Origin of the sequence: Pseudarthrobacter siccitolerans (assembly GCF_030823375.1) — a bacterium.
Classification (GTDB): Bacteria; Actinomycetota; Actinomycetes; order Actinomycetales; family Micrococcaceae; genus Arthrobacter; species Arthrobacter siccitolerans_A.
Genome location: NZ_JAUSXB010000001.1, coordinates 2,622,313 through 2,644,956, shown reverse-complemented (window position 1 = coordinate 2,644,956; position 22,644 = coordinate 2,622,313). Strand labels below are relative to the sequence as shown.

General features: G+C 64.0%; 19 protein-coding genes. 11 read left to right on the top strand and 8 right to left on the bottom strand.

Annotated features, from left to right (window positions below; genetic code table 11):
• Together QFZ36_RS12345 and QFZ36_RS12340 are read right to left on the bottom strand one after the other, a co-directional pair.
• Positions 1 to 660: a NeuD/PglB/VioB family sugar acetyltransferase gene (locus QFZ36_RS12345; protein ID WP_306636833.1), complete on the bottom strand. Its 660-nt coding sequence runs from the start codon at positions 658 to 660 to the stop codon at positions 1 to 3.
• Positions 661 to 872: 212 nt separating this feature from the next.
• Positions 873 to 3,566, bottom strand: coding sequence for a helix-turn-helix transcriptional regulator (locus tag QFZ36_RS12340; protein ID WP_306636832.1), 2,694 nt, complete (start codon positions 3,564 to 3,566; stop codon positions 873 to 875).
• Positions 3,567 to 3,983: 417 nt separating this feature from the next.
• Here QFZ36_RS12340 and rpsF point away from each other — a divergent pair, with 417 nt between their 5' ends.
• The 6 genes from rpsF (at position 3,984) to QFZ36_RS12310 (ending at position 8,894) form a co-directional block, all read left to right on the top strand.
• Positions 3,984 to 4,289, top strand: coding sequence for a 30S ribosomal protein S6 (rpsF, locus tag QFZ36_RS12335; protein ID WP_015939036.1), 306 nt, complete (start codon positions 3,984 to 3,986; stop codon positions 4,287 to 4,289).
• Positions 4,290 to 4,362: 73 nt separating this feature from the next.
• Positions 4,363 to 4,941 carry a single-stranded DNA-binding protein gene (locus QFZ36_RS12330; RefSeq protein WP_306636831.1) on the top strand — a complete coding sequence of 193 codons (579 nt, stop codon included), beginning with the start codon at positions 4,363 to 4,365 and terminating at the stop codon, positions 4,939 to 4,941.
• Between the two features lie 125 nt (positions 4,942 to 5,066).
• Positions 5,067 to 5,306 (top strand): 30S ribosomal protein S18, encoded by a 240-nt coding sequence (gene rpsR, locus QFZ36_RS12325; protein ID WP_003800144.1) that lies wholly within the window; start codon positions 5,067 to 5,069, stop codon positions 5,304 to 5,306.
• A gap of 17 nt (positions 5,307 to 5,323) precedes the next feature.
• Complete coding sequence (rplI, locus tag QFZ36_RS12320) at positions 5,324 to 5,776, top strand: 50S ribosomal protein L9 (protein ID WP_306636830.1); 453 nt, start codon at positions 5,324 to 5,326, stop codon at positions 5,774 to 5,776.
• Between the two features lie 343 nt (positions 5,777 to 6,119).
• Positions 6,120 to 6,746 (top strand): FMN reductase, encoded by a 627-nt coding sequence (locus tag QFZ36_RS12315; protein ID WP_306636829.1) that lies wholly within the window; start codon positions 6,120 to 6,122, stop codon positions 6,744 to 6,746.
• A gap of 477 nt (positions 6,747 to 7,223) precedes the next feature.
• Positions 7,224 to 8,894, top strand: coding sequence for a CBM96 family carbohydrate-binding protein (locus tag QFZ36_RS12310; protein ID WP_306636828.1), 1,671 nt, complete (start codon positions 7,224 to 7,226; stop codon positions 8,892 to 8,894).
• Between the two features lie 132 nt (positions 8,895 to 9,026).
• Here QFZ36_RS12310 and QFZ36_RS12305 read toward each other — a convergent pair whose 3' ends face one another.
• Entirely contained in the window at positions 9,027 to 9,596 is a 570-nt protein-coding gene (locus QFZ36_RS12305) for a hypothetical protein (protein WP_306636827.1), read from the bottom strand.
• Between the two features lie 2 nt (positions 9,597 to 9,598).
• Positions 9,599 to 9,871 carry a hypothetical protein gene (locus tag QFZ36_RS12300; RefSeq protein ID WP_306636826.1) on the bottom strand — a complete coding sequence of 91 codons (273 nt, stop codon included), beginning with the start codon at positions 9,869 to 9,871 and terminating at the stop codon, positions 9,599 to 9,601.
• A 663-nt stretch (positions 9,872 to 10,534) separates the two neighbouring features.
• Here QFZ36_RS12300 and dnaB point away from each other — a divergent pair.
• The gene (gene dnaB / locus QFZ36_RS12295) at positions 10,535 to 11,926 is read left to right on the top strand and encodes a replicative DNA helicase (protein ID WP_306636825.1); all 1,392 of its coding nucleotides are present in this window, start codon (positions 10,535 to 10,537) and stop codon (positions 11,924 to 11,926) included.
• Between the two features lie 42 nt (positions 11,927 to 11,968).
• Here the strand turns inward: dnaB and QFZ36_RS12290 are convergent, their stop codons facing one another.
• The 3 genes from QFZ36_RS12290 to QFZ36_RS12280 all read right to left on the bottom strand — a co-directional run bounded on the left by QFZ36_RS12290 (position 11,969) and on the right by QFZ36_RS12280 (position 18,400).
• Entirely contained in the window at positions 11,969 to 12,940 is a 972-nt protein-coding gene (locus tag QFZ36_RS12290) for an acyl-CoA thioesterase (protein ID WP_306636824.1), read from the bottom strand.
• Positions 12,941 to 13,084: 144 nt separating this feature from the next.
• A complete protein-coding gene (locus tag QFZ36_RS12285) occupies positions 13,085 to 17,485 on the bottom strand; it encodes a rhamnogalacturonan lyase family protein (protein WP_306636823.1) in 4,401 nt (1,466 codons plus the stop codon).
• A 480-nt stretch (positions 17,486 to 17,965) separates the two neighbouring features.
• A complete protein-coding gene (locus tag QFZ36_RS12280; protein WP_142041690.1) occupies positions 17,966 to 18,400 on the bottom strand; it encodes a DoxX family protein in 435 nt (144 codons plus the stop codon).
• Positions 18,401 to 18,509: 109 nt separating this feature from the next.
• On the opposite strand from QFZ36_RS12280, the gene QFZ36_RS12275 reads away from it, so the two are divergent.
• The 3 genes from QFZ36_RS12275 to QFZ36_RS12265 all read left to right on the top strand — a co-directional run bounded on the left by QFZ36_RS12275 (position 18,510) and on the right by QFZ36_RS12265 (position 20,943).
• Positions 18,510 to 19,862, top strand: a complete 1,353-nt coding sequence (locus QFZ36_RS12275) for an MATE family efflux transporter (protein ID WP_306636821.1) — start codon at positions 18,510 to 18,512, stop codon at positions 19,860 to 19,862.
• 25 nt (positions 19,863 to 19,887) lie between these two features.
• Complete coding sequence (locus tag QFZ36_RS12270) at positions 19,888 to 20,478, top strand: hypothetical protein (RefSeq protein ID WP_306636819.1); 591 nt, start codon at positions 19,888 to 19,890, stop codon at positions 20,476 to 20,478.
• A gap of 105 nt (positions 20,479 to 20,583) precedes the next feature.
• Positions 20,584 to 20,943, top strand: a complete 360-nt coding sequence (locus QFZ36_RS12265; RefSeq protein WP_306636818.1) for a hypothetical protein — start codon at positions 20,584 to 20,586, stop codon at positions 20,941 to 20,943.
• Positions 20,944 to 20,950: 7 nt separating this feature from the next.
• On the opposite strand, the gene QFZ36_RS12260 is transcribed toward QFZ36_RS12265, so the two are convergent.
• Entirely contained in the window at positions 20,951 to 21,496 is a 546-nt protein-coding gene (locus QFZ36_RS12260) for a CGNR zinc finger domain-containing protein (protein ID WP_306636817.1), read from the bottom strand.
• Between the two features lie 71 nt (positions 21,497 to 21,567).
• Here QFZ36_RS12260 and QFZ36_RS12255 point away from each other — a divergent pair, with 71 nt between their 5' ends.
• Positions 21,568 to 22,608: an EamA family transporter gene (locus tag QFZ36_RS12255; protein ID WP_306636816.1), complete on the top strand. Its 1,041-nt coding sequence runs from the start codon at positions 21,568 to 21,570 to the stop codon at positions 22,606 to 22,608.
• Positions 22,609 to 22,644: the final 36 nt, after the last annotated feature.

The window sequence follows — 22,644 nt, the reverse complement described above, 5'->3', positions numbered from 1 at the left end:
TCACCTACCGGCGCCGAACGTGAAGGCCGGCCGATCAATTTCCTGGGCCGGAACACCAACCCACGTTTCGCCGTTGGGTACATTACTGAGAACGGCTGCACCCATGCCGACTGTCGTATAGTCGCCCACCAATGTCCTTTCCCGGACGCAGGAGTTCATGCCGAGGGAGGCTGCCCGGCCGATTCGGACTCCGCCGCCAAGCGAGACACCTGCAGCGAATGAAGCAAAATCTGCTACGTCGTCGTCATGGGTGAACGTGACTGACGGCATCGCCACCACGTGCGAACCTAAAGTCACTGAGGCAGTCAACGTCACGTTCCGCAGCAGGATGCTTCCCCGCCCGATCCGGCACCCCTCGGGGTATTGCACGGAGGGATCGACAGCTGTGGCGTAACGCGAGTTCTGAATGCCCATTGCGGTCAGCCTCTCCACAATCGATTCACGTGCCCTGCCGGAATTGAGGCACACCAGCAGGAGAGCGTGGGTGTAATAAGGGGCGTCGTCGATGCTGCCCAGGACGGGTGCGCCGTCCACGCTGACCCCGTTTATTTCCTCATCGTCGTCCAGCAAACCCGCAACGTCGTACTGTCCGCTGGCGCGGACCATGGCCAGGACCTCGCGTGCGAGGCCGCTGGCGGCGATGAGGATCAACTCGCTCATCTGCCAGTCCCCCATGCTGCGCCTCGGCCATGGGAAGAGCTGTCCGTCTCGGCCATGCAGTCTCCTTCCCGGCGTGTCCGCCTGTGTGCTCTGACCGTGAAGCAAAACTAGCTTCACAAGAAGCCGTTGTGAGGCGGTGGAGAACGGCTTTGTGGGTCCTTGGAGGGAACTGTGCGGATACTGCGGGTACCTGCAAGGCAGGGACTCGGCGCCTAAAGTACGGGCAGCACGTATGGCTCGGCAGCCTTGTTTTCCTTGCCGGCGGCGAGGGCAGTCAGCTGGGCGCGCGACTCAACCCCAAGCTTGCGGTAGATGGCTGTGAGCCGCACCTCTACCGTCCGTACTGACACGTAAAGCGTGGCTGCAATCTCCTTATTGCGCATTCCCCGCGCCACCATCTTCGCGAGGGCTCGTTCGTGGCCGGCGAGCATCAGCATTGCCGGGTTGCCCTGTGGACCGGCAGGTTCCACCCGTTCGTCCACCAGGAGGGCATCGACGTGCTGTGTCCATGCGTCGGCGCCCACCTCATCGAACATCACCTTCGCCCTCAGCATGGCGTCGCGGGCATCACGGACCCGGCCGAACGCATTGAGCCGCTCCGCATAGCAGAGGAGGGTGCGGGCGCGTTCCAGAACGGATTCGTGGGCAGTTGTGCCTTCCAGTGCCTGGCTGAAAAGCTGGAGTGACTGGTCGCCGTCGGCCAGCATTGCCCGGCTCCGGGCAACAGCCATCATGAGCCAGGGGGACCTCAGCCCCACGGACCGGCTCTCCAGGTGGAAGAGCGACTGGGTAGCTTCCCGATGCCGACCCAGCCTCACCAGGACCTCCACGAGGTCCCCCTCGCATCGAAGCAGCGTGGGGTTTCCGAACTCCATCCCGAGCTCTGCCGCGCGCGTCAGTTGGGCAAGCGACTCAGCAAGGTTGCCCCGCATGAGTTCGAAGTGGCCCTGGGTAGCTGCAAGCCGGGCAGCGATGGACCGATGGGTTTCTGCGCCGTAGAAGCGCTGCGCGTCCGCCACACAGGCCCGTGCCAATGCGTGGTCACCGAGGGCATACGCCCGCCATACGCGGAAGACGTGCCGCATTCCGCGGTGGTACTTCATCTCAGGTTCGTTGAGCTCAAGGTCTTCAATGAGCTTTACCGCAGTCCGGACATTTCCGGCCCGGATCTCGTTATCCACGGCCAGGAAAGCTGCGGTTTCACGCCAGTTGATATTGCCGGGTCCTGCTGCGTTCCGCATCATGGCGAAAGCCTCCCGGGCGGGCCCATGATGCTCTGCGTAGCTGAGGGCACGGGCATGCACCAGAAGACCCGCCATCTTGGCAGGTCCGCCAAAATCGTTCTTGCGGCGGAGGTTCTCCGCCTTACCGGTGATCGAGTCAATGAGCAGCCGTGCATGGTCAGCCTTGGTCAGGCCCTGGGATGACGCCGGGTGCCGGAAATCCTCCGCGCAGCGCAGGAGCGCGAGAGCATCCTTCAGCTCCCAGCGCTCGGCAAAGTACAAGGCCCCAACTGCCAGCAGATTTGCTGCGTACGCCGGGTCATGCTGTCCGGACTCCTTCACCAGCCGCAGCACCATGCTGGCCCGCGCCGCACCGCCCTGGAGGAACTCGACTTCGAAGGAGAGACCCGCCAGCCGGAGTATCAGCGCAGGGTCCCGCGCCACCTGCCGTGCCCAGCCGAGGTAGCGCCGCGCGAAAACGAACTCGCCACGGTTGAACAGGAGCTCGGCCACGGTAGTCAGGCCTGCCGCCATCTCCGCTTCCCTTGGACTGATCGTGAGGGCACGCTCAATGCATTCGACCGCGAAAGACACCTCTCCGTCCCGGATCAGGTCCATGGCGTACCGGAGGAGGCCAAAGGGGGTCTTAGGTTCAAGCGCCGTGAAGCTTCGATGCCACCTCCGGGCAAAAGGATCCGCAGGGTCAGCCGCGTCGCCCAGTGCGCGGTGGCCTGCGGTTCTGGCGGCTGGTGTCATCGCTGCGAAGACATGGCCGCGCAGCAACTGGTTGCGGATGCGCAGGTACGGCCCAGTCCGGCTCACCAAGCCGCAGGCCAGGAGTTCGTCCGCAGCCGTCCAGATATCGGTGTGAACCTTTTCGAGGGTAGCTATGTCACTCCGGAAGGAGAGCGACAAGAGGTCAAGGGCCCCGCGTGCAGCGGGCGTGAGCCCGTCCAGGGTGGCGGCAAATTCGGCTTCGAAGCTGCCCCCGGAGGGCAACGGAACCGGGAGGGCGTACTTTCCCTCCGCCTGGCGTTCGACCAGGGCGGTGTAGAGTTCGACGGCGGCCAGCGGGTTCCCCTGCGAGGCTGCGGCAACTGCATGGACTGCCGCCGTCGCGGTATGGCGTGCCGGTATGGACTCCAGCATGCGGACGGTCTCGCTGTAGCCCAGTGCTGCCAGTTGCAGCACGGGCAGGCTTGAGAGCGGGCTGTCCGCCGTGCCTTCACGGAGGCTGGCGAAGACGACGAGGTCCGTCCCCGCGAGGCGCCGGGAAAGGAAGCCGATAATGGCCTGGCTGTCCGGGTCCAACTGGTCGGCGTCGTCGATCACCACAATGGTGCGGGACGATGAGCGCTGATGCAGCGCGTCGAGCAGCACGGTTGAAAAGGCGGCCACATTGAGGGATCCGGAATGGTCCTGAAGAAGTTCATCGGCGATCCGGTTGACCGCCGGATCGTCCAAGCCGTTCAGGAGGGCCGTAAGCCCGGACAGGGGCCAGTCCGATTCCGAAGCGCTGGCCCTCAGGAACACCGTGCGGTAATCCGAGAGCCGCGGGATCTCGCCCAAAAGCGCTGACTTTCCAGCCCCACGTGCACCCACGACGGCGAGGGCTGCTTCCTTGGGGCCCCTGATCACGGACAGGATCCGGTCGAGTTCCTTGCTTCTGCCAAATAATGACATGGGTCCCCGTCCGTAGAAGAAGGAGACCACTTTCCTGCATTTCAGTTCCACCAAGGCCGTCCGCCTACAGCGTCAAGCCCCTACCCAGCCGTGGAGTCAATATAGCCCACGGCTGTGGGCGGCAATACGGGCCCAGACGCTGGATTCCATCAAGATTTTTCCTGAACGCTGCGCAGCTGCCGTGCCGAGCCGTTGCCGGTTTTCCACATAGCCGGTTCTGTTCTGCCGCCGGCGCGACCACGGGCATAGCCTTGGAGTCAAGACGAATCGCCTATCCAGTCCAAATGCACTAAGATATTGAAGTCTGTGCTGCGTCCTGCTTCCGTTCCTGGCGGCGGGGCATCGCATGGCACCGCAAATGAACCTCCTGTTACGGAAATGCCGTAACCGCTTAGCCCAAAGGAGGTGGGTTCACATATGCGTCCTTACGAATTGATGGTAATCATCGACCCCGAGGTCGAAGAGCGTACCGTTGAGCCGTCGCTTCAGAAGTTCCTGAACGTCATCACCAACGATGGTGGAACCATCGAAAAGGTTGACATCTGGGGCCGTCGCCGGCTGGCTTACGACATCAAGAAGAAGTCCGAAGGTATCTACGCCGTGGTGAACTTCACCGCCAAGCCGGAAACCGCCAAGGAACTTGACCGCCAGCTGTCTCTTAACGAGACCATCATGCGCACCAAGATCACCCGCCCCGAAGAGCAGAAGGTCGTTGCTGAGTAATTCAGCACCGGTTTTCATTCTTTACCCCGCAGGAAACGAACTCTTCACCCAGGATCGAACAAGGAGGCAGTAGATGGCAGGCGAGACCACCATTACGGTCATCGGTAACCTCACCAATGACCCGGAATTGCGGTTCACACCGTCCGGTTCAGCAGTAGCGAACTTCACCATCGCTTCCACCCCCCGCACCTTTGATCGCCAGTCCAACGAGTGGAAGGACGGGGAAACCCTGTTCCTTCGCGCGGCTGTATGGCGTGAAGCGGCCGAGAACGTCGCCGAGTCCCTCACCAAGGGCATGCGCGTGATCGTTACCGGGCGCCTGAAGAGCCGTTCCTACGAAACCAAAGAAGGCGAGAAGCGCACCGTTATCGAGCTTGAGGTCGACGAAATCGGCCCGAGCCTGCGCTACGCCAATGCCAAGGTCAACCGCACCCAGCGCTCCGGCGGACAGGGTGGACAAGGTGGCTTCGGCGGCGGCAACAGCGGCGGTGGCTTCGGCGGCGGCAACTCTGGTGGAAACCAGGGTGGCAACGCCGGCGGAGGCTGGGGTGGCGGCAACCAGCAGGCTGCACAGGACGATCCTTGGGCTACGCCCGGTGTCTCCAACGCGGGCGGCTGGGGCAACGGCCCTGATTCCGAACCTCCCTTCTAACAACCAATAAAGGTCCGACGCCAGGACTGCCCAAAGCGCCGTAAGGCGCAGGGCGGAAGCCGCCGCCGGACCACCACCATCCCGTGGATCAATATCCACGGGCTCCCTAGAATAGGAGCTCCACGATGGCTAAGGCTGAACTCCGTAAGCCCAAACCAAAGTCCAACCCCTTGAAGGCCGCTGACATCACTGTCATCGACTACAAGGACGTAGCATTGCTGCGCAAGTTCATCTCCGACCGCGGCAAGATCCGCGCCCGTCGCGTCACTGGCGTCACGGTGCAGGAACAGCGCAAGATCGCACAGGCAATCAAGAACGCCCGCGAAGTTGCCCTGCTGCCTTACTCCGGCGCTGGCCGCGGCTAAGGAAGGGATTAACTAACATGGCAAAGCTCATTCTGACCCACGAAGTAACCGGTCTCGGTGCTGCTGGCGACGTTGTTGAGGTCAAGGACGGTTACGCACGTAACTACCTGCTCCCCCGCAACTTCGCCCTGTCCTGGTCGAAGGGTGGCGAGAAGCAGGTTGAGTCCATCAAGGCTGCCCGTGCCGCCCGCGAGCACGCTTCCCTGGAAGACGCTCAGAAGCAGGCTGCTGCACTCTCCGCCAAGCCGGTCAAGCTCGTTGTCAAGGCTGGCGAGACCGGACGCCTGTTCGGCACCGTCAAGCAGGGCGACGTTGCTGACGCTGTTGAGGCCGCTGGCCTTGGCCGCATCGACAAGCGCAAGGTTGAACTGCCGGCACACATCAAGTCGGTTGGTTCCTACCAGGCCAACGTCCGTCTGCACGACGACGTTGCTGCTGTGATCGAACTCGACGTAGTGGCAAGCAAGTAGTTTCTGACTGCACGAAAGACCCCCGTTGCCGGATTCCGGCGGCGGGGGTCTTTCGTTTGCCCGGACGACGTTGAGTCAGGGGCTGTGGCGTTCCGCCCTGATTAGCGTCATCGGCCCGCACGCACCAGATCCGGACGCTGGCTACGAGGTCCCCACCTTTGTCCCCGGCGGTGCCATGACGGAGGACCCGGTGACCGGAAGTGAATCCGCGGCACAGCACAGCTGTAAAAGCGCCTGCATTCATTCAGTAAAGCCGGCCGGGAATACTCCGGCGCGCCGCCCCGTTCAGGATATAGATGCATATGCATGTACGATGGAATGAACGAGCAACAGGAGAAACGCCATGGAAACCCGCCGCCTCACAGTCCTCTCCGCCGGACTTGGCGTACCGTCGTCGAGCCGTCTGTTGGCTGACCAGCTTGCAGCGTCAGCTGAGCGGCAGCTCCGCGCGGCAGGATACGACGTGACGGTGGACATCGTCGAACTCCGGGACCTCGCCGTGGACATCGCCAACAACTTCGTGACCGGGTACGCCGGTCCCCGGCTGGAAGAGGTGATTGCCGGCGTTGAAGCATCCGACGGCATTATCGCCGTAAGCCCCGTGTTCAGTGCGTCCTACAGTGGCCTGTTCAAGTCCTTCATTGACGTCCTGGACCCCAAGTCCCTTGACGGAAAAGCGGTCCTTCTTGGGGCCACCGGCGGCTCGGACCGCCACCAGATGGTCCTCGACTTCGCCATGCGCCCGCTGTTCAACTACCTGCGTACCCGGACGGCCGTTACGGGGGTCTTCGCCGGCCCGCAAGACTGGGGAAGCGCCGAAGATGGCGGTTTCTCCCTTGCCGGCCGGATCGACCGCGCTGCCGGGGAGTTCACCCGGCTGCTGGAGGGACCCCAGCCCGGCCGTAAGCCCGCTCCGATGGAGTCCCTGCCCTTCGAGCAGCTGCTGGCCGGCATCTCCGGGAACGGCTGAGGGTAGCCGCAGGGCCCGGAGAAACCGCTGTTTTGATGTGTCGACGGAGGGTTGTTTCCGCCGCGATCTGCCCCGGGGCAGCAATAAATGGGGGTTTAGGGGCATCACAAATAGGGGGGACCCGGGGGTTGTTTTTGAATGCCCTGCCCGCTGACACTAAACGAACTGGGGAGTGGCTCTGACATTCAACTCCGGGGAGTAAAGTTGTTAAATTATCCGTTTTTACACAATGGCGAGCGTGATACAGGCCCCAGGAGTTCCTGGCTTTTTGTAAGGCGGGGAGTTGATCACCCAACCGGTCCTCATCCACGCAGGTGGCCGAATCTTCGGCTCCATGCACTGCTGACTGCGCTGCTGGTTGCCCTGGCTGCCCTGGTGGCGCCGGTTGCGACGGCGGCTACCGGTGATGTTGGAGTAGAGGGTCCGTCGCATTCAGGGACAGGGACACCGACGGGCACAAAACGGGCGATCAGCGCCTTGTGGTTCAATGACGGGATCTGGTGGGGGAGTCTGTGGGACACTGCCAGTTCGGATTTCCATGTCTTCAAGTTCAATGGCACCACGAGCTCGTGGGCCGATACCGGCGTGGTGACGGAGACGCGGGCCAGCAGCCATCAGGACGTCCTGTGGGACGGGAACACGCTGTATGTGGCCAGCTACCGGTTCGTCAATGACGGATTGCCGTCTGAGCCGAATTTCCCGACAACGATGCGGCGCTACAGCTATGACCCGGTTGCAAAGAAATACACGCTGCTGGGTTCTGAAACAATTAACAACCAAAAGGTTGAGGTACTGACCATCGATAAGGACTCGACCGGTCGGGTATGGGCCACGTGGCAGCAGGGAAACCGTATCTTCATGAACGCCACTGCCACGGATGGCAAGACGTGGGGGACACCGTTTGCGCATCCGGCGTCCTTGAGCAACGTGTCTGTGGACGACACGTCGGCTGTGATTGCGTTCGACGGGAAGATGGGCGTGATGTGGAGCCGGCAGGTGGGTGATGCTACCGACGGCATGTATTGGAGCTACCACGTTGACGGAGCCGTGAACAACGCCTGGACCACTCCTGTGGCGGCCGTGAAGGGGCAGCGCAGCGCTGATGACCACATGAACTTGAAGTGGCTGGACACAACGACGAGTGGAAAGGTTTTCGCCGCTGTCAAAACGTCGAACACTTCAGCATCCCTGCCGCTGATCCAACTGTTGGCCCTGGATACGGCGGCCGCGTCGTGGTCGGCCCACACGATCGCGACTGTGGCGGAGTGCCCGAACCGGGTGATCGTCCTGATCGACGAGGCCGCCCAGCAGATCCGTACCTTCGCCACCTACCCGAAACCGGGTAGCACCACGAATGCTGGTGTCTGCACCAGTTCCGGGGGTGCCATCTACGAGAAGTCAACGCCGCTGAACAACATCAACTTCACTACAACGAAGACGGCCCGTATCGTGGACGCCGACCAGTACGTCCACAACGTGACCTCGACCAAGCAGAATCTCAACAGTAATACGTCGCGCACGGCCAACAGCGGCCTGCTGGTGCTCGCCGATGTGAACGCCACGAGCCGGTACTGGCACTATTACGACTCCACGGGCGGTGCTGGCGGCACCACGCCTCCCCCGACTGGCACTACCACGCCTCCCCCGACTGGCGGCACGTCGCAAACCGTCACAGTCCCGGCCAGCGCTGACACCTATGTGTCCAACGGAACGGGGTTGACGACGACGAACTTTGGCACAAGTCAGATGTTGGGTGTGGACAACAGCCCCATCGAGAACGCGTACTTGAAGTTCAACCTGCCTGCTGCTCCCGCGGGCACGACGCTGCAGAGTGCTACGTTGCAGCTGTGGAGTGCGGGGAGCGGGTCCACGGGCAAGCAGAACATTAAGGTGGTCGCGGATGACAGCTGGACCGAGACCGGGCTGACCTACGGCAGCACCAACCGGCCTGCTTTGGGCGCCAGTATCGGAACTCTCGGCCCGACAGCCACCAACACGAGCTACACCGTTCCGCTGACCGCCAGCGCCGTGGCCGGTGAGCTCGGCCAACCGCTATCTCTTGGCCTGGACTCCACCAGCAGCGATGGCGTGGACCTCAGCTCCAAGGAGGCCGGCAAAGCACCAACGCTGGTGCTGACCTTCGGTTAGGTCCGGCAGAAGCGACTGAGGTGGCCGGGACTGTATCCGTAAGGATGCCGTCCCGGCCACCTTCTGCGTGCTGGCCTCAAAGCGCTCCGCGGTGCCGGGTAAACCGTCCAACCGGACAAACGCAACGGGAAATCAGTCGTCCAGCAGTTCGATGAACTCCCGGGCCTGCTTCATGGAAATATCAGAATGCCGGGTGAGCGCTGTGACCGCAGCCTCTGTGTCCCCATTGCGGGCCAGTGTGCGGATCCGGCCGTAGATTTCGTCGTTGAGCATGTTGCTGCTGACTTCCCGGGTCACGTCGCCCTTGCTGGCGATGGCCCGGTAGCGGTAGGGGAAGCGCTGCGGCTCGTCGTCGTCATCTTCAACGGCGGCAGGAGGCGCCTCAGGACCCCGGTAGGGCTGGGGGTGGGCCGCCAACGCACCCACCGCATCACGGGACGCCCGAAGGCCCTCTCCGGTGGCCTCGTAGTACAGCTTGATCGCAGCCATCGCCTGCCCCTGGGCGATCAGGGCATAAAGCCTGCGATGTTCTTCTTCCGAGAGTCTGGCGGCGGCTGTCCGCGCCAACTCCGCGGGAGTGGGGGCAGGTGCTGCCGGTTCAGCCCCGCGGGCGGCCTTCCGCCTGCCAATGGTCCGGATGGCCAGTATTACTCCGGCTACCACTGCAAGGAGGATAAGGACCGGGGCCACAAGGGATTCCATGTCTAACGCCGTTCTATGTGCTTCCTGGCAGCGGCCAGGTCCGATGATGCCTGGGAGTTCTGGCTGGGCATGGTGTTCCGCTCGAGCTGGGCCCGGGCAGCGGTGGCAGCCTGGACTTGCGCCGCGTAATGCTGGGCAGAACGCTCCGCCAGGTGGCGCTGGTATTTTTCGGCGTCAGACATTCCCGAGTCGCGCGGCCTCAGGGCCGTAAAAAGGCCCCAGATGAGCGCCACCAAAACGATCGCAGGCAACAGGACCAGCAGTAGTTCGCCCATGCATAGAGCTTATGCCAGATCCGGTTTATCCACAGCAATATTCACCTCGCCGCATGGAGGCCGGCTTGAAGCGGGGCTAACGTCCCGGGTGGAATATGAGGGCGGCCACAAAGCTGCCGCAGCCCCCGCTTGGACCGATGGCGGGCGTTTCTCTGGCAGCTTCGGGCGACACGCGCTGTGGATGAAATTCCACAGAAGAAATATTTACTCCACACGTCCGGACCGGCGTTTTCGCTGGTCAGCGCCTTGCATGGAGGTAAACTTTTTTTGTATCCACAGGTTTCCCCACAGGCTGTGCACAAGCTATGCCCCGTACTGCACAGGTTATCCACACCCCTCGACGCCTGCTGGCTTTGTGGCTGGACCCTTGGGGGCTAGCGTAGCGGGGTACCTGTTCTTCGGCGCCCGGGCCGGCTCACAGAGAGCATTCGGCGGGGCTGGAGAAAACCGCTCATCCTGCAGGAAGCATCCGTTGTGGAAAACCTGTGGATAGTGGGGATAACTCTGAGTCGGCAGCCGATGCGGAGGCTGGTGGGCAGGATTGTCAGACCCCGCCGGTAGACCTGGACAGGTGGCGGAGCGCGGCTTTGCCACGCAACGCCTTAGCAGGATGGTTAGTCACCGGGCACCCAGGTTCCCGGTACACAATGGAGGACGGCAGCTTTGTCTATAGCGCATCTGGACCCGGTCGAGGCCACCCGAGGATCGGACGCGAGCCGGAAGCCTCCGCAGGATATTCCCGCCGAGCAGTCGGTTCTGGGCGGCATGATGCTGTCCAAGGACGCCATCGCCGACGTCGTTGAAATCCTCCGCGGCCAGGACTTCTACCGCCCCGCGCACGAAACCATCTACGAGGCCATCATTGACCTGTATGGCCGCGGTGAGCCCGCGGATGCCGTCACCGTCTCCGACGAGCTCACCAAGCGTGCCGAGATCAACCGGATCGGCGGTCCCGCCTACCTCCACGAGCTGATCCAGACCGTTCCCACCGCAGCAAACGCCGGCTATTACGCCGAGATCGTTGCCGAACGCGCTGTCCTCCGGCGGCTCGTGAATGCCGGCACCAAGATTGTCCAGCTGGGCTACGGCTCGGACGGCGAAGTGGAGGATCTGGTCAACCAGGCCCAGGCCGAGGTCTACGCCGTGGCCGAGCGGCGCACCGCCGAGGATTATGTGGTGCTCAAGGACGTCATGGAGTCCACCGTGGATGAAATCGAGGCATCCGGACACCGTGGTGAAGGCATGACAGGTGTCCCCACCGGCTTTTACGAGCTCGATGAGCTCACTCACGGACTCCACCCCGGCCAGATGATCGTTATTGCCGCGCGCCCCGCCGTAGGTAAGTCAACCTTCGCCCTGGATTTCGCCCGCTCCGCAGCTATCAAGAACAACCTGGCCACCGTGATGTTCTCGCTCGAAATGGGCCGGAACGAGATTGCCATGCGCCTGCTCTCCGCCGAGGCCACCATTGGGCTGCAGGACCTCCGCAAGGGAACCATCAAGGATGAGCAGTGGTCCAAGATCGCCACCACCATGGGCCGGATGAACGATGCCCCGCTGTTCATCGATGACAGTCCCAATATGTCCCTGATGGAAATCCGGGCCAAGTGCCGCCGGCTGAAGCAGCAGCATGATCTCAAGCTGGTAATCCTCGACTACCTTCAGCTGATGAGCTCCGGCAAGAAGGTAGAGTCGCGGCAGCAGGAAGTTTCCGAATTCTCCCGTGCACTGAAACTGCTGGCCAAGGAACTCCAGGTCCCCGTCATTGCCCTGTCCCAGCTGAACCGTGGTTCGGAACAGCGCTCGGACAAGCGGCCCATGGTGTCCGATCTCCGTGAATCCGGCTCCATTGAGCAGGACGCGGACATGGTGATCCTGCTGCACCGCGAGGACGTCTACGACAAAGAATCCCCCCGCGCCGGAGAAGCGGACATCCTGGTGGCCAAGCACCGTAACGGTCCCACCAAGGACATCGTGGTGGCCTTCCAGGGCCACTATTCCCGCTTCGCCAATATGGCGGGCGACGCGGGTGGCAGCGGTGGCGGCGGCTTCTAAAGCCCTCGCCCGGCGTGGGTCCAGACTCAGCGCTTTGCTGGGTCAGCCCTGCGCGAGCAGGTGGTTGGGCAGCCGGTTCCCGGGCGCCTGGCCCCTGATTTCCAGCAGCTCGCGGGCATGTGCGTGGAGCCGCTTGTCCTCATCGGTGACCGGCACCCAGGCGGGGACAGGCACCGAGGTGCCCTCGGCGTCGCGCGCCACCATCACCGTCAGGCAATAGGTGGTGAGGTTCATGTCCCGGCTCTTGGGGTCCCCGGACCGGACGTGGACTGCGATATGCATGCCCTTGGTTCCCGTGTACACGAGCCGGGCCTCAACTTCCACGACGTGGCCGATCAGCAGTGGGCGGTAGAAGCGGACGCCGCCGGAGAACACGGCCACCGTGTCCATTCCGCAGTAGCGGGAGGCGCAGACGTAGGCGGCTTCGTCGATCCACTTCATCACGATGCCTCCGTGCACCTTCCCGCCCCAGTTCACGTCCGTGGGAGCGGCCATGAACCGGAGGGTCACCCGCTCGGCCGTGCCCGCATCGGTATATTCCTGCCGGTTCATGGCTTCCACGATCTGCTCGCGGATCTTGACGCGGGCCAGCGCATGGTCCCGCTGCTCGATCTCTTCAACCGTGACGGGCTCAAACTGCTTGACCGGGATGGGTTTTCCATCCTCCCCGACAGCAACAAAGATCACCATGCATTGGCTGCGCATGGTGGCAGGGCCGCCTTTGGGATCACCGGAGGACACAACGGTGCGGATATGCATTGACGAGCGCCCGGTGTAGACAATGGTGGCTTCAACTTCCACCATGTCCCCGCTGTTCACCGGATCCGCGAAGTGGATGTTCCCCACATAGGCCGTGACGCAGTAGGACTTGGCCCAGCCCACTGCCGCGGCATAAGCGGCCTTGTCCACCCACTCCAGCACCGTTCCGGCGTCCACCGATCCGCTGTGGCCCACGTCCATGGGGGCGGCCAGGAAGCGGAGGGTTACGGAATTGGGGGTGCCGGTCTCAGTCATGCTGCGATCATACTGACGCTTCCGGTTACCGGCCGGTCGGGCCTGCAACAAAGCCAGGCGGGGCAACCGGCTGAGGGGAGGATCCAGTTAATTGAAGCTGCCCCGCCCGCCGGAAGGCGGACGGGGCAGCGGTGGATCAGAAGGCTAGCCGGCGCGGGTGTACACGATGTCCGGCTGGGCCGGGCGTTCCATGCCCTCCCCAATATAGAAGCTGGGATGCGGCGGCTGGTTGTAGGAGATGTTCTCGCGGGCCACCGAGAGGCGGTACGCCGGATCATGCATCAGCGTGCGGAGCCGGACGTCGGTGCCTGCGGTGGTGGTGTAGATCCGCAGCTCCGTGCTGTCGGCCGAAGGCCAGGCGATCTCCTCGCGCCAGTCACCCAGGAGGTCTGCCTGGATGGCGGGCGTGCCCTTGGTGCTGTTGTTGGATTTCGCGCCGGTGGCGGTCAGCAGCCGGTCGCTGGACTGGGTCTCCCAGTTCCACTTGGCGATGCTCGGTGTTCCCGTGTTGGCCGATGCATTCCAGTCGTGGTCCACGATCTCACGCAGCAGGTCGCCGTCCCACCAGGCAAGGAAGTTGGCTGCCGGGATCTTGTTCGCGATCAGCTGGCCCTTGGCGGACCGCAGTTCACCCACCGGGGAGTTCCAGGCAGCGTCACCGCCGATGGCCCATCCCTCCGCACCCGGGAAACGGGGGTCGATGTCTCCCGCCGCAGCACGTCCGGTGTCCTTGGTGGCCGGGATGCTCCACAGCACTTCGCCGGTACGTGCATCGCGGAAGGTGGCACCCCTGTTGCCGCTGGAACCCATTTCCTCGTGGGCGGCGAACGTCTCGAGCCCGGGACGGGACGGGTCAAGGTCACTGGTGTGGATAGCATCACCGTGGCCCAGGCCGGTGGTGTACAGCGGCTTGCCGTTGTCGTCGATGGTCATGGAACCGAAGACAAACTCGTCCTTGCCGTCAGCGTCCACATCCACCACGGACAGGTTGTGGTTGCCCTGGCCCCGGTACTGGGCGCCGGCAATATCCGAATCGAAGACCCAGCGTTTGATGATCTTGCCGCCCACCAGGTCGTAGGTGGCCAGAACCGCCCGTGTGTAGTAGCCGCGGCTGAACATCATGGAAGGGTGTTCGCCGTCCAGGTAGGCCACGGCGCCAAGGAAGCGGTCCACCCGGTTTCCGTAGGTGTCACCCCAGGCGCCCACGTCTCCGCGCGGCGGGTCGTACTTCACCGTGTCCATCACCGTGCCGGTGGCACCGTGGAACACGGTCAGGAACTCGTCGCCCGTGAGCACGTACCCGCTGCTGTTGCGGTAATCGGCGCTCGGGTTGCCGATCACGGTGCCGGCCGCGTCACGCGTACCGTCCGCCGTCTTCATCGCAACTTCAGCCTTGCCGTCGCCGTCGAAGTCGTAGGCGAGCAGCTGGGTGTAGTGGGCGCCGGCACGGATGTTCGGGCCCATGTTGATGCGCCAGAGCCTGGTGCCGTCCATCCTGTAGGCATCCACGTAGACAGTGCCGGTGTAGCCTGCCTGCGAGTTGTCCTTGGAGTTGGACGGGGACCACATCTGCAGGACTTCGTACGTGCCGTCGCCGTCCAGGTCAGCCACGCTCGAGTCGCCAGCGGAGTAGCTGTACGGCTGGCCGTCCTTGGTGTAATCGTCGGCAGGCTTGTCCAGCTTGATGGCAAGGTAGTCCTGGGCCAGCGGCGTGAACTCCGCGGTGAGCTGGTCTCCGCCGTTGCCCACTGCCTTGACGACGTACTTGGAGGATGCGGTTCCGTCCGGATCAAGGAAGGTGGTGCTGCTGCGGATCGGCTCATCGGTGAGCTGCACGCCGTCGCGGATCACATGGAAGCCGATCTGCTCCGGATCAAGGCCGAGCATCCGCCAGCCCACACGGACGCCTTCGCTGGTCAGCAATGCCACGGGGGCGCGGTCCAGCTTCTCCATCTGCCGGTTCACCACCGTGACCTTCTCAGTTCCCACCACCGGAGAGGGCGCGGATTCGCCGCCCTTGTTCAGCGTGGTGACACGGTAGTAGTACTTGATGGTGGTCAGCACAGTGAAGTCCGTGTAGTTCACCTCGGTGGCCCGGCCCACGTAGTCAAAAGGACCGTCGGGGGAGGTGGACCGGTAAACCTGGTAGACGGCTGCCCCAGCCACCTTCTGCCACTTAAGCGTGACGCTTGTCTTCTCCACTGCCTCGACGTCCACCTTCCCAGTGGCCGCCGGGACAGGGGTATTGGGATCCACCAGGGCGGTTTCCACCGTGTTGGAGGGGACCGATTCGAGTCCTGTGCTGTCCAGCGCGGTGACGAAGTACTTGTACTTCAGGCCGGCGAAGGCGGTGGTGTCCTGGAAAGCCGCGGCTGTGACATTCTCCGCAATCAGCCGGGGTTCGGCTTCGAACGAGGCCTGGCGGAACACCTTGTAGCTGGCGGCGTCCGCCACTGCGTCCCAGGCGAGGTCAACGGTGGGCGGCTCGGAAGCGGCATTGACGGCAGAGGTGTGCAGGTTGGTGGGTCCCACCAGCAGCGGGGTGACTTCCACGCCGTTGAGCCGCTGTCCGGAGCCGCTGATGGTCAGGTTGAGCTGTCCGTCGGAGACCAGGACCTGGTTGATGATCTTGGTTGCCGATGACGCCCTGCTCGAGGACACCTGGCCGTAGGGAGTGCCTTCCGCGGCGACGTCGGTCCGGGTGGAGCCGATCCAGTCGCTGTGGTAGGTCTTTAGGGCGTAGGTGCCGTTGGGGACGTCGAGCTGGAACTCGAAGCTGGTGCTGCTGAGGACGAAGTCGCGCAGGAGGTTGCTGGTCACGGCGCCGCGGTCCCGGTCGCTCAGCCCGGAGATGTCCTTGAAGCCGAAGCCCCGCTCGGGGGTGTAGGCCATGGTGCGGTTGACTTCGGTGTAGCCGGGTTCCAGCGGTGCTCCCACCGGCCCAAAGTCGAACTTGTATTTCGCCTGCTTCGTGCTGACGCTCAGGGTGTCGCTCGGCTCGGAGAGTCCCTTGCCGTTCATGGCTGCTACCCGGACGTTGTAGGCCGTGCCTTCCGCCAGCCCTGCAAGGTTGGCGGTGGGCACCGTGGCGGTGGTGGTCAGCTTGAATGCACTGTCCGGTTCGGAGGCCAGCTTCCGGTAGACCTTGTAAATGTCCGCGCCTTCAACGGCCTGCCACTTCAGCAGCGCCCCGGCGTTGGAAACGCTGCCGGCCACCAGGCCCTGCGGCTTGGCAGGAACGGACGACGGCGGTGTGACCTCCTTGACGCGTGCGGCCAGCGGAACACTGAGCTGCTTCACTCCGCCGGCCACGAGCCGGGCGATCTGGATGGCACCGTATTCCTGGAAGTGGGTGTTGTCCACCGTGCCGGTGGGCCGGTTGGGATAGACGCCGGCATCGACGTGCAGGAAGACGGACTTGGTGTCCTCCGGGCCGATGGCGTCGTAGTAGGCGCGGCTCGAGGCGGAGAGGTCCACCAGGGCCACGTTCTCCTCGGTGGCGAGTTCCTGCATCTTCGCCACGTACTCGGGGAAGCTGACGTTGAACTTGCCAGTGGCTTCGTCGTAGTCCCGGCGTCCCACCGGGGTGACCAGGACGGGGGTTGCGCCGCGCTGGCGCGCACCGTTCACGTACGTGCGCAGGTATTCCTTGTAGTCGGCGGGGGAGGCGTAGCGGTCGTCGACGCCGATCGTGGCATCATTGTGCCCGAACTGGACCATCAGGTAGTCGCCGGGGTTAATGACCCTCAGGATCTCGTCCAGCCGGCCCTGGGTGATGAAGTTCTTGGAGCTGCGCCCGCCAATGGCGTGGTTCTTGAAGGAGACCTTGTCATCGAAGTAGCGGTCAATCATCTGGCCCCACCCTGCCTGCGGGGCGAAGCCGGGGTCGTAGGTCTGCACCGTTGAGTCACCGGCGAGATAGACGCCGGGGTCCGTGGTGGCGGTGCGGGGAGCGCGGGCGGAGATGACCAGCGAATTGATCTTGGCCGCCGTGCCGCTGAAATCGAGGTTGAGCTGGCCGTCCACCAGCGAAATGGGGAATTCCATTTCCAGGTACTGGCCGGCGGCCTTGTCCGTGGCCTGCACCTTCGCCATGGTTTCGGCAGTAATGGCGATGTTCGTGGCCTCCGCGGCATCGCCGGCAATGAGTTTGACGGTGTAGTCGCCGTTGGGCAGGTCCACCAGGAAGGTGCTTCCCTGGGCTTGGACAAAGTCAGAACGGAGCGGATCGCCCGTGGCGCGGTCCACGCCGGAGGTGCCCGACGTGTCGGTAAAGCCATATTTCGTGGCCGCCGAGTACTGCGTGCCAGCGGCTACAGCCGTGTAGCCGTCCGCCGTGGCGCCGGGGCCGAAATCGAACTTGAACCCGCTTCCCACCGGCGGCAGCGCGGTGTCGGCCTGGACCGCCGGGAGCCCGGTGAAGGCGATGGCAGCTGAGGCCACGGCGGCTGTCACGGCTTTGGCGCCAGCAGGGATCCTGCGCTGCCGGAGTGGTGGTGGTTGCTGGGGCTGTGGGGTTGATTGCGGGGATTTGTTCACGGACATCTCCTTCGATGAGCGGTGGCAAAGCGGTAACCCAGGAACGTTGGAACGATTCAAACACGCGACGCACCAACGGCGGAGCATGGCGGTTTGAGGGTTCCGAGTGATGATTCGGGAGTAGCTGAGACCTGGGATGGTGATGCAGCTCTCGCTGCAGCACTCACTGGTTTATCAGCCTGCGAAGGATCTTGGCAAGCGTTTTCCCAACTTTCCCACGGGCTGTTGTGATGGGAATTGTTCCGGAGTGTTCCGCCGTGGAAGCTCCGGACGGCGGACAACTGAAGGTCCTGGCGCCGGGATCGCCGGAAGCCCCCGGTTCGCCGTTCCCGAACGGCGAGTCCGCAGTCTTCCGGCGAATCCGGCAGGGAGGGGTAGGACGTGAACAGCGGGTAGTTAAAGGCCGACGGCAGACGGGCACCGAGGTGCCCATCCGCCGTCGAGCGGTTCCGGCCGTAGCCGGCTGCCGCTGGAGGAGTGCAGGGGTTAGGCCAGGGCGGCCAGCTTCGAGTTGCTGCGGCCGAAGAGGGCGCGGTCCACGGAAAGGCGGCCAGCGCCGGTCAGTGCCAGGGCGAACGCGGCTGCAGCGAGGAGCAGGACCAGTTCGTAGCCGCCGTTGGCGGCGAAAACGCCGGCGGATGCGTGCACCATAAACAGGGCGCCGAGCATGTCCAGGACCAGAAGTGCTGCGACCACCCGGGTGAGGATGCCGAGGATCAGGGCGATGCCGCCGGCCAGTTCCAGCACGGCAATCGCCGGTGCGACTGCTTCCGCTGCAGGAACGCCCATCTTGGCGAAGGATGCCTGTGTGCCGGCGATGGTCCACTCGTTGAACTTCTGCCAACCGTGCGCTGCGAAGAGGAAGCCCAGGATGATGCGGAGGGCGGTGATGGCGGTGGTGGTAAGTCGTGACTGGTTCATGGGCATTAAGTCTTCCCGGATGATGGTTGAAGTGTCAACTAATAGCGTCATAATGTGGGCTTTGTCATGCCGGCATGGAGGCAGCCGGACGCCCGATTAGGCTGGCAAGGTGCCCCACTTACCTGCCCCGGCGCCAGCCGCCCCGCCGAAAGGACATGCCCGCGAGATCCTTCGGCTGGCAGTTCCCGCCTTTGGCGCCCTCGTGGCCGAACCGCTCTTCCTGCTCGCGGATTCGGCGATTGTGGGCCACCTCGGCGTAGCGCAGTTGGCCGGCGTCGGGCTGGCAACCGCAGTGCTGCACACCGCCGTCGGCCTGATGGTTTTCCTGGCCTATTCCACCACCCCCGCAGTGGCCCGTGCGATGGGTGACGGGCAACCGGGCAAGGCCCTGGCCGCCGGGCGCGACGGCGTGTGGCTGGCGCTGCTGCTGGGCACGCTTCTGGCCGTGGCCGGATTCCTGGCGGCCGGCCCGTTGATCGGCTTGCTCGGAGCGGAAGGCGAGGTGCGCGCGTTCGCCGTCGACTACCTCCGATGGTCCATGCCCGGCCTGGTGGCCATGCTGCTCATCTTCGCCGGCACCGGACTTCTCCGCGGCCTGCAGGACACCCGGACGCCCCTGGTGGTGGCCACGGCGGGTTTTGCCCTGAACATTGTCCTGAACTTGTGGCTGGTCTACGGACTGGGCTGGTCCGTCACCGGTTCGGCCGCCGGCACCAGCGTGGCCCAATGGGCCATGGCCGCCGTCTACCTGGTGATGGTGAAGCGGAATGCCGTAATCCACGGTGTAAGCCTGCTGCCCAGCTGGAGCGGCATCAGGAGCATGACGCGGGTTGGCTCGTGGCTGATGCTGCGCACCCTCAGCCTGCGCATTGCCATCCTGGCCACCGTTCTTGTGGTCACCGCGCAGGGCGCCGTCAACCTCGCCGCCCACCAGCTGGCCATGACCATCTTCTCTTTCCTGGCCTTCGCGCTGGACGCCCTCGCCATTGCTGCCCAGGCGCTGATCGGCAAGGAGCTGGGGGCCTCCAACCCCGGCAGGGCACGGCTGCTGACCCGGACCATGACCCGTTGGGGACTCGGTTTCGGCGTAGTCACCGGGGCGCTTTTGGCGGTTGCCGCCCCTCGGGCCGGAGCCCTTTTTACGTCCGATCCGGAGGTTCAGTCGGTGCTGGCGGTTGCTTTGTGGGTCCTCGCCGCCGGCCAGCCCATCGCGGGATATGTCTTTGTGCTTGACGGGGTGCTAATCGGTGCCGGGGATGCCAAATACCTGGCGCTGGCCGGTGTGGTGAACCTGGCCGTGTATGTGCCGCTTCTGATTGCCGTGGGCTTGTCACATGCGGCGGGCGCGGCCGGCTTGGCCTGGCTGTGGGCCGCCTTCGCGCTCGCGTACATGGCTGCCCGTGCCGTCACGCTTGGCCTGCGTGCCCGTTCCGACCGGTGGATGGTGCTGGGTTCGCCCTAGCATGGACCGCCACTAAACTGGACCGGTGACCCAACCCAAAACCCCCTCAGGCGTTGCTCCCGGAATGGCTCCCAGAGCTGACCTGTGGAAGCCGGTCCTCCTTCGTTCCGCAGTTGCGCTGGTGTTTGGGGCTGTCACCATTTTCTGGGCGGCACCATCCGTAGAGGTGATGGGATGGTCGGGCGGCCTGTACCTGCTATCCACCGGCCTCCTCCTGCTGTGGGGTATCCGTGCGTCAGGTTTTGCGAAGGAGAGCGCACCGGGCAAGTTGCACTCCTCGGCCGGGTCGGTTCTCGCGGGTGCAGGGGCCGCGCTGCTTCTGCTCCACGGGGACCTGCTGTTTGGAGTCATTGCCGCCCTGGGCCTGGCTGTGGCCGGAGCCCTCGAGCTGTTCTGCGGCCTGAAATTCTGCGGCAGGCACGTGCTGGCCCGCGACTGGATAGCCTCGGGAATCATCGGCCTGGGCACTGCAGCCATCCTGCCGTTCTTCGTCAGTCTGGGCGCCCATGCCCTGCTCGGCGTGGCCGGGGGCGGGGCCATCATTTCCGCTGTGCTGTGGGCACTTGCCGGGCTGACGATCCGGCACGATGCCCGCAGCAACGCAGGAACGCCGTAAACTAGGAAGTGTCCGGTTCTACTTCTCGTAGAAAATTGGTCCGGACTCACGACGCACTATGCAGAACCAGGCTGGCCGGCATGCCGCCTGCAGGGAGGAATCACCGTGGCAGACCAGCAACCAGGACACCCGCGCAAGGTGCGGACCTCGGTGAAAGGCCCGCTGATGTTCTCCGCGTTCTGGGCCGTCGTTGCCTTTGTGGCCGTGGTGATCTTCGCTTCAGGCGGCAGTGCACACGCACCCCGTTTCGACCTTGCTTTCACCGCTGCCGGGATTGCCTTCATCGTTACCCTCGTGATCGCGGCGATGCTCTCGATGAGCCACAAGGAGAACGCCGAGCACCTCGGCAAGGGATCGGGGGTAAACCTCAGTTCGGCCCCCAAGCCGTCCCATGGCTTTGGCTCTCCGGGCCCGCAGGACCCTGCCGGTTCCCCCGATGATCCGGACAGCCCCGGCAGCCGCTGACCACGTTCTAGGCAGATGCTGCCTGACGGGCCCGGTAGGCGGCCACGTGCGCCCGGTTCGCGCAGTTTCCTGTATCGCAGTAACGCTTTGACCGGTTCCTGCTGAGGTCGAGCACCACAGCATCACAGTCCTCAGACCCGCAGATGCGCATCCGGTCCATCTCCTTGCCGCGGATCACGTCGGCCAGGGCCATGGCGGCTTCGGTGCTCATCCTGTCCACCAGCGGGGCCTCCGGAGTGGTGGCGTGCAGATGCCAGTCCCAGTCATCGTGCTTGACCAGCTGGGGCAGGGCATTGGCGTCCCGCAGCAGGCGGTTAACGGTCTCGACGGCGGAGCCTTCATCCGCGGTCCACAGCGCTGCGAGTTCTTGACGAAGCCGGCGCACACTCGTGAGCTCGCTCTCATCCCGGGTACGCGATCCCGTGAAGCCTTCAGCCGCGAGGAACTGGTCCAGGTCCGCCGCGGACGCCAGTCCCTCACTTGCGTTCGCCGCTGAATTGATCAGATTAACCACCGTGCGCAGGGCCACCTCGGTGTCAGGGGCAAAAACCATCTTGACTCCTTACAGCGCCGTCCCGTACTGTCATGACCATTACCCCACTTTACTCCTGACAGGAGGCGACGATGCCTGCCGCACCCCAACCCGCCCCGAAGCCGGGGGTCCGGGCCAAGCGCAGCTTCCTCGCCTCCGGCCTGGGTATTGCGCTGTTCTCGTCCGCCGTTTTCGGCCTCTCCGGATCCTTTGCCAAGGCTTTGCTCGAAACAAGCTGGTCTCCCGGCGCGGCAGTGACTGCCCGGCTCACCGGCGCCGCCCTGATCCTCGCAGTGCCGGCGGTTCCCGCGCTCCGCGGCCGGTGGCATCAACTCCGGGACAACTGGGTGACCATCCTGCTCTTCGGGCTGATCGGCGTCGCGGCGTGCCAGCTGTTCTACTTCAACGCCGTGGCGAGGCTCTCGGTGGGGGTCGCCCTGCTGCTTGAATACCTGGCACCGGTGATTATCGTGCTGTGGCTCTGGACGGCCAGCCGGAAGCGCCCCAGGGTGCTGACCATCGGGGGAACGTTGCTTTCGCTGGCCGGCCTGGTCCTGGTCCTTGACCTCGCGGGCGCGGTCAAAATTGACCTCGTGGGTGTCTTCTGGGGCATCGCAGCCGCAGTTTGCCTTGCCATCTACTTCTTTATCACCGCCAAGGAGAACGACTCCCTGCCACCCATCGTGCTGGCTTCGGGAGGGCTCCTGGTGGGCGCTGCCGTGATGTGGCTCGCCGCAGCAACGGGACTTTTGCCCATGACCTTCAGTACTGCGGACACCATGCTGGGCCCCTGGGTTACGCCGTGGTGGGTATCGCTGGCGGGGCTCGTCATCCTGGCCACCGTGCTGGCCTACGTGTCCGGCATCATGGCGGCCAGGGCGCTCGGCTCTAAGGTGGCGTCTTTCGTGTCGCTGACCGAAGTCCTCTTTGCCGTTATCTGGGCCTGGCTGCTCCTGGGCGAGCTTCCCGGCGCCATCCAGCTCATGGGCGGCATGCTGATCGTCGGTGGCGTCATCCTGGTCCGGCTCGATGAACTGCGGAGCTCCGTGGACAGGCGCGGCGGGGCGGCCGGCCCGGCACCCACGGCGGCGTCCCCGCTGGAACACGCGAACGACGTCGAGCCCGTCCCCTAACGGAACACGTCCCTTAAAAGCCCCTCTCCCTTAAAG